Source organism: Streptomyces sp. NPDC127068 (genome assembly GCF_042724695.1).
Taxonomy (GTDB): domain Bacteria; phylum Actinomycetota; class Actinomycetes; order Streptomycetales; family Streptomycetaceae; genus Streptomyces.
Genome location: NZ_JBHXEN010000030.1, coordinates 91,245 through 97,577, shown reverse-complemented (window position 1 = coordinate 97,577; position 6,333 = coordinate 91,245). Strand labels below are relative to the sequence as shown.

General features: G+C 72.3%; 7 protein-coding genes. 5 read left to right on the top strand and 2 right to left on the bottom strand.

All coding sequences use genetic code 11. From position 1 onward, the window contains the following. Window positions 1–37: 37 nt before the first annotated feature. On the bottom strand, window positions 38–1,492 hold the full coding sequence (locus tag ACFWIA_RS20175; RefSeq protein WP_387006952.1) for an NAD-dependent succinate-semialdehyde dehydrogenase: 1,455 nt from the start codon (window positions 1,490–1,492) through the stop codon (window positions 38–40). 391 nt (window positions 1,493–1,883) lie between these two features. Beyond that, window positions 1,884–2,666 (bottom strand): SAM-dependent methyltransferase, encoded by a 783-nt coding sequence (locus ACFWIA_RS20170; protein ID WP_387006963.1) that lies wholly within the window; start codon window positions 2,664–2,666, stop codon window positions 1,884–1,886. A 534-nt stretch (window positions 2,667–3,200) separates the two neighbouring features. Here ACFWIA_RS20170 and ACFWIA_RS20165 point away from each other — a divergent pair. The 5 genes from ACFWIA_RS20165 to ACFWIA_RS20145 all read left to right on the top strand — a co-directional run bounded on the left by ACFWIA_RS20165 (window position 3,201) and on the right by ACFWIA_RS20145 (window position 6,324). Continuing rightward, on the top strand, window positions 3,201–3,770 hold the full coding sequence (locus ACFWIA_RS20165) for an RNA polymerase sigma factor (protein WP_385495026.1): 570 nt from the start codon (window positions 3,201–3,203) through the stop codon (window positions 3,768–3,770). A gap of 2 nt (window positions 3,771–3,772) precedes the next feature. Then, window positions 3,773–4,555, top strand: a complete 783-nt coding sequence (locus ACFWIA_RS20160) for a glycoprotein (protein WP_387006948.1) — start codon at window positions 3,773–3,775, stop codon at window positions 4,553–4,555. 64 nt (window positions 4,556–4,619) lie between these two features. Beyond that, window positions 4,620–4,862, top strand: coding sequence for a YlcI/YnfO family protein (locus ACFWIA_RS20155; RefSeq protein ID WP_385495028.1), 243 nt, complete (start codon window positions 4,620–4,622; stop codon window positions 4,860–4,862). A gap of 2 nt (window positions 4,863–4,864) precedes the next feature. Continuing rightward, a complete protein-coding gene (locus ACFWIA_RS20150) occupies window positions 4,865–5,236 on the top strand; it encodes a toxin Doc (protein ID WP_387006945.1) in 372 nt (123 codons plus the stop codon). A 101-nt stretch (window positions 5,237–5,337) separates the two neighbouring features. Then, a complete protein-coding gene (locus ACFWIA_RS20145) occupies window positions 5,338–6,324 on the top strand; it encodes an aldo/keto reductase (RefSeq protein ID WP_387006942.1) in 987 nt (328 codons plus the stop codon). Window positions 6,325–6,333 lie beyond the last annotated feature (9 nt).

Sequence of the window (6,333 nt, the reverse complement as noted above, 5' to 3'; positions counted from 1 at the left end):
CCCATAGGTGCGACGGGCCCCAGCCGTGGTCGTCGGGTCACCAGTCGGTGGCGATGTACTTCGCCTCCGTGTACTCCAGGATGCCCTCATGGCCCCCTTCACGACCGAGCCCGCTCTGCTTCATCCCCCCGAACGGGGCCGCGGGGTCCGAGACGATGCCCCGGTTGAGGCCCACCATGCCGGACTCCAACGCGCCCGAGACGGCCAGTCCACGGCGCAGATCACGGGTGTAGACGTACGAGACGAGCCCGTACTCGGTCGCATTGGCCAGGCGTACGGCCTCCGCCTCGTCACGGAACCTGACGATCGGGGCGACCGGCCCGAAGATCTCCTCCGTCAGGACCGCCGAACCGGGCGCCACCTCGTCCAGCACCGTGGGCTCGTAGTAGTAGCCGGTCCGCTCCGGGGCACGCCCCCCGGTCCGGACCCGGGCCCCGCGGGTCACGGCGTCCGCGACCAGCTCCGCCACCTTGTCCCGGGTGTCCGCGTTGACCAGCGGTCCCACCTCGGTGTCCGACTCCAGCCCCGGCCCGACCTTCAGGGAGGCCATGGCGGTGGCGAGCCGGGACGCGAAGTCCTCGGCCACGGACTCGTGGACGTAGAAGCGGTTGGCGGCGGTGCATGCCTCTCCGCCGTTGCGCATCTTCGCGAGCATCGCGCCGCGCACGGCCGCGTCCAGGTCGGCGTCCGCGAGCACGAGGAAGGGCGCGTTGCCGCCCAACTCCATCGAGGTGCTGAGCACCCGGTCCGCCGCGCTGTGCAGCAGCCGTCGCCCGACCTCCGTCGAACCGGTGAAGGAGAGCTTGCGCACGGCCGGGTGGGCGAGCATCGCGCCGACCACCGCCCCGGACCGGTCGGCGGGCACCACGTTGACCACCCCGGCCGGAGCACCCGCCTCCGCCATCAGCGCGCCGACCGCGAGGGCGGTGAGCGGGGTGTCACTGGCCGGCTTGAGCACCACGGAGCACCCCGCGGCGAGCGCGGGCCCGATCTTGCGGGTGGCCATGGCCGCGGGGTAGTTCCAGGGGGTGACGAGGACGGCGACCCCGATCGGCACCCGGTCCACCAGGATGCGGTAGCCGCCCGCGGGAGCGTGCTGCACCGTTCCGGCGAGCCGTACGGCCTCCTCCGCGTACCAGCGGAAGAACTCGGCGGCGTAGGCGACCTCGGCCCGCGCGTCGGGCAGCGCCTTGCCGTTCTCGGCGCTGATCAGCGTGGCGAAGTAGTCGGTGCGCTCGGTCATCAACTCGTAGGCCCGGCGCAGGACGGTGGAGCGTTCCCGGGCCGGGGTGGCGGCCCAGCCCGGCAGGGCGCGCTCCGCGGCCTCGACCGCCGCCAGCCCGTCGGCCTCGCCGCCGGAGGCCACCGAGGCGATCACCTCGGTGGTGGCGGGGTCGTGCACGTCGATCCGACGCGCGTCGGAGGCGGGGCGCCAGTCGCCGTCGACGAACAGGTCGGTCGGGCACTGGTCGAGGGCTTCGGTGAGTTTCATATGAGGGCTCCGGGCTGCGTCGGTGGGCGCCGTGCAGCGGATCGACCGTCCGACCCGCTACGGCTAAGTGGCTAAGCCAATTATCTCAATATAGGGCCGCGGGGCGGGGCGGTCGAGGGGTCTCGTGCCCGAGAAAAGGGGAGTGTGAGGGCGTGTTCGCGCGCCGGGGAAGCGGCGGGCGTGCGCAAGTGGCCAGGCCGCTGGGGATGTGGGGGGCGTGGGGTCGTCGCACGCGACGGCGGGCGCGCGCCGGGCGTCCGGGGGCGTCCCCGTCCGCGGGGCGCTGCCGCCCGGGTGCGCGGCCGGTTCGTGCGCGCCCGCACAGCCCGCACAGCCCGCACAGCCCGCACAGCCCGCACAGCCCGCGCGAGCTGTGCGGGCGGGGAGCCGCTCAGGGCTTGCGCGCGATGGCCCCGTAGCAGGAGGCGTCGGCGTCGGTGATGGTGAGCAGGGTGTCGTTCGGGTCCGGGTGCCACCGGTGGGTGGGCACGACGCCCGGGTCGAGCAGGTCCCAGCCGGTGAAGAAGCGGCTGATCTCGTCACGGGTGCGGGCCTTGACCCGGGTTCCGGCCGCCGCGTAGGTCTGGGTGACCCGGGCGATGCCCTCGGGGTCGAAGTCCGCAGTGGCGTGGCTGATGGCCAGCGTGCTGCCCGAGGGCAGGGCCTTCTTGAGGTGCTCCACGACCGCGTAGGCGTCGTCCTCGTCGGGAACGAAGTGCAGGAGGGCGATCAGGCTCAGGGCTATGGGCTCCGCCAAGTCCAGGTGTGCGCCCAGGGTCGGGTGGTCCAGGATCGCCTGCGGGTCCCGCGCGTCGGCCTCCACGTAGGCCGTGGCCCCCTCGGGACGGCTGAGCAGCAGGGCGCGGGCGTGCGCGAGGACGATCGGGTCGTTGTCCGTGTAGACGACCCGTGAGGACGGAATGACCTCCTGGGCCACCTCGTGCAGATTCGGCGAGGTGGGGATGCCCGTACCGATGTCGAGGAACTGCCGCAGGCCCAGCGTGGTCGCCACGTGACGCGTGGAACGGTGCATGAACCGCCGGTTGAGGCGGGCGGCGATCGGGGCCGAGGGGAACACCGTCAGTGTCCTGGCGGCGGCCTCGCGGTCCGCCGGGAAGTTGGTGATGCCACCCAGGTAGTAGTCGTACATCCGGGCCGAGTGCGCCTGGTCCATCCTCAGATCCACCGTGCCGTCGCTCACGCCGTCTCCGTTCTCTCCTCGTTCCGGGGGCCCGCGTCGAGCAACCCCCTGCGGTCTTGGATCGGGGCCGCCCGCCGCTCGGTGCGACGGCCCGCCCGAGGTCAGTCCACCCGCTCGGCCCGCTGCCGGCAACCCCTTCGCGCCATCGCGCCGGCCCGGGTGTCACGGCCGCGAACGGAGCTGACTGGGCGTCAACTGACCTTGTTTAATCATACTTTCACTGGATGCGAAGAAGTTCGAAGGGTGGACTGCACGGACGGCCCGTTCGTCCGGTTGGCTGGCAAGTGGGAGTACGTTCCCGACCGACACCGGCCCTGTGACGACCGGTTCGGTTCCCCGGACCACCCTCGAAGGACCACCTGTGCCAACGGACACCACCCACTCCGTGCCACCCCGGGAACCCCGGGTCCGCGCGGCCGGCGCGGTCACCACCAAACACGCCGGAGCGCACCACGCCGCACGCCCTCGGCCCCGCTGTCCCGCCGCACCCCCCGGGGGAGCGCGCCCGTGACCTACCCGCGCCCACCCGCCACCCGGGCCGCCACCCAACGGGCCCGAACCGTCACCTTCCATGCGTTCCACGCCTACCACCGCAAGCTCTGGATGCGGTACGCCCACATCCAGGTCGGCGGCCGGGCCGCGGAGACCGTCGTGCAGAACGCCTTTGGTCGCCTACGCCAGACGTGGGACCACGCACTCAGGCAGGAGTCAGTGCCCCGCTACGCCTGGACCCTCCTCAAGGAGGAGGTCGACGACTGGTTGGCCGCCCGTGACCGCACCCCCCAACTCGTCGGCACCGCGGCCTTCGAGCAGGCCATCCGACGCCTCCTCCTCCAGGAGATGCTCGACGAGTTCGCCGTGCTGAGCGAGGAGATCGGCCTCTACAGCGCCATAGCCGAGCTGCCCGAACGCCAGCAGGACGTGATCGTCCTGCGCTTCGTCCTCGCCTGCACGGAGGAGGACACCGCCGCCTTCCTCGGCATCCGCACCGGAACCGTTCGGTCCCACATCCGTTACGCCCGCCGTAGGCTCGCGACAGCGCTCCACATGCGCTACGAGGACGAGGACACCAAGTGACCGTGCCCGCCACCCCCATCCACATCGACGCCGCCCTGCGCGACGCACAGGTACTGGCCCACGAGTACGACACCTACGACACCGACGCCGCCCTGGACCGGCTCGGCCCCGACGCGATCCCCGGGGCAGTACCGCGGACCGTCCTCACCCGGACGGAACAGGCCGTCCGTGACCTCGACCTGGCCGCGACCCTGATCGTCGACGCACCCGGCGCCGCCACCAGCCTGGGGCGGCTCCTCGACCACGACCGCATCGACCCCGGCGGGGCGGTCGTCTTCGCCGCGCTGCTCCACCTCGCCGGACATCCCGAAGGCGCCCAGTTCTGGTGGCAGTTCGCGGCCGGAAGCGGTGAGGCCAACGCGGCGTTCTGCCTCTTCCTCCTCCACGAACAACGGGCCGACTTCCGCGACGCACGGTACTGGCGCGCCCAGAGCGCGGCGCTGAGCGCCCCGGGCACGCCCCGGAGGACCACCGGGCGGTGGTGCCTGCGGAGATGGAGCGGGCCCCCGCAGACCGCGACGTCGGTGCCGCACCACCTGCTGCCCGACAGCATCCGCCACGACCTGCTCAGCCGCTGCCGCCAGGGCGACCGGCCCACCCTGCCGAACCGGGTGCAGGCCCTCATCCACAGCCTTCCCGTGGAACGCGACGACGACCTCTTCGGGGAGATCCCCCAGCCGGACCGCAGCCTCAGCGCCCTCCAGCAGCAGTCGGCCCCGCGGCCGTGGAGGTCGGCGAGCACGGCCGGACGCGGATACCGGACCGCGGGCGGACCGTGCCCGTGACCGCCTCCGCATCCGCCGTCGGCGGGGCCTGTGGGTGCTGTACGCCGTGCTGTACGGTCGGGGCATGTCGAAGCCAGTGACGATCCGGGTCCCCGACGAACTGCACGCCCTGCTCCAGGAGCGGGCCGAGGCCGAGGGGACCACGGTGACCGCCCTGATCACCCGGGCCGCCCACGCGGCGGTCCGCGATCCTCGACTCGAAGGCGCCGCCGAGGTCTTCCGCTCCTTCGTCAGCGACCACGCGGACGCCTTCGACCAGGCGTTCCCCGATGACGCCCGAGCGGACGCCTCGGGACGGGCCGCCTGACCATGGAACTCACCATCGACATCCGATGGCTCCTGGAACGCCAGACGGAGGTCATGCCCAAGCAGCCCGCGGTCCACGACTTCTCGGCCCTCGTCGCCGCGGTCGGCCGCCACCGCGTCAACACCCCCCAGGTCGGTGCCACCGTCGACAACGCCTGGCGTGCCGCCGTGCTGATGCACACCATCGTCCGACTGCGTCCGCTCCCCGCGCGCAACGCCCTGTTCGGGGCGGGCATCGCAGTGGCGTACATGCACGCCGCGGGCGAGGGCATCGACGCCCCCTACGGTGCGCTGATAGACCTGGCCCGCGATCTGGACCACGGCAGCGCGGACTCCTACGACGCCGCCGACCGCATCCGCTCCTGGCGCATCTGACGTTCCGCCGCCGCCCGCCCTTGACTTGGAGCGCACTCCAGCCGGGAGGGTCTTCCTCAGCGCCCCGTGCACCGTCGGGGCCCGGAACCCCGGGGAGACCTGTGAAGTACCGTCAGATCGGCACCGACCCCGCCACCCGTCGCCAGGTGAGCGTCCTGAGTCTGGGAGCGATGCTGTTCGGCACGCTCACCGACGAGAAGACGTCCTTCGCGATCCTCGACCGGTACGTCGAGGCCGGCGGCACGTTCATCGACACCTCCAACAACTACGCCTACTGGCACACCGGCGGTCAGGGCGGCGAGAGCGAGCGCGTCATCGGCCGGTGGCGGGCCAGCCGCGGCGTCGGCGACGAGATCACCATCGCGACGAAGATGGGTGCCCGGCCCCTGGCGCCCGGCACCGGCTACGTCGAGAACGGTGAGGGACTGTCGCCCGAGGCGATCAGGGTCGCCGCCGAACAGAGCCGCGAACGACTCGGCATGGACCGTCTCCCGCTGCTGTACGCCCACATCGAGGACCCGTCCACGCCCCTCGCGAGAACGGTCGAGGGATTCGCCTCCCTCGTCGCCGAGGGCACCGTGGGTCTCCTCGGCGTCAGCAACCACTGGGCGTGGAAGGTCGAACGGGCCCGGGCCATCGCCGCGGCGGCCGGCCTGCCCCGGTACGAGGTGCTCCAGTACAGCCACAGCTATCTGCGTCGCCGCACCGACCAGCCCGACGCCCTCTCGTCGGACGGCGCCTACGGCATCGTGGACGGCAATCTGCTGAGCTACGTACGGGACGACCCCTCGCTCGCCCTGGTCGCCTACACCCCGCTGCTCGGCGGCGCGTACGTCCGCGACGACAAGCCGCTCGGCCCGGACCTCGACCACGCGGGAACGCCCGTGCGGCTGGCGGCGCTGGCGGAGGTGGTCGCTCAGACGGGTGCGACGGCCAACCAGGTGGTGCTGTCCTGGTTGATCGGCGGCGAGGTGCCGGTGGTGCCGCTGGTCGGTGCCTCCTCCGTCGCCCAACTCGACGAGAGCCTGGCCGCCGTGGACCTGGAGCTGACCCCCGCCCAGCGGGCCAGGCTCGACGGGGCGTACTGAACGACGGTC

What these genes read in the sequence shown, in the direction of transcription:
- ACFWIA_RS20175 (WP_387006952.1), bottom strand. Translation starts at nt 1,492, where the DNA reads ATGAAACTCACCGAAGCCCTCGACCAGTGCCCGACCGACCTGTTCGTC.
- ACFWIA_RS20170 (WP_387006963.1), bottom strand. Translation starts at nt 2,666, where the DNA reads ATGGACCAGGCGCACTCGGCCCGGATGTACGACTACTACCTGGGTGGC.
- ACFWIA_RS20155 (WP_385495028.1), top strand. Translation starts at nt 4,620, where the DNA reads ATGTCGAAGCCAGTGACGATCCGGGTCCCCGACGAACTGCACGCCCTG.
- ACFWIA_RS20150 (WP_387006945.1), top strand. Translation starts at nt 4,865, where the DNA reads ATGGAACTCACCATCGACATCCGATGGCTCCTGGAACGCCAGACGGAG.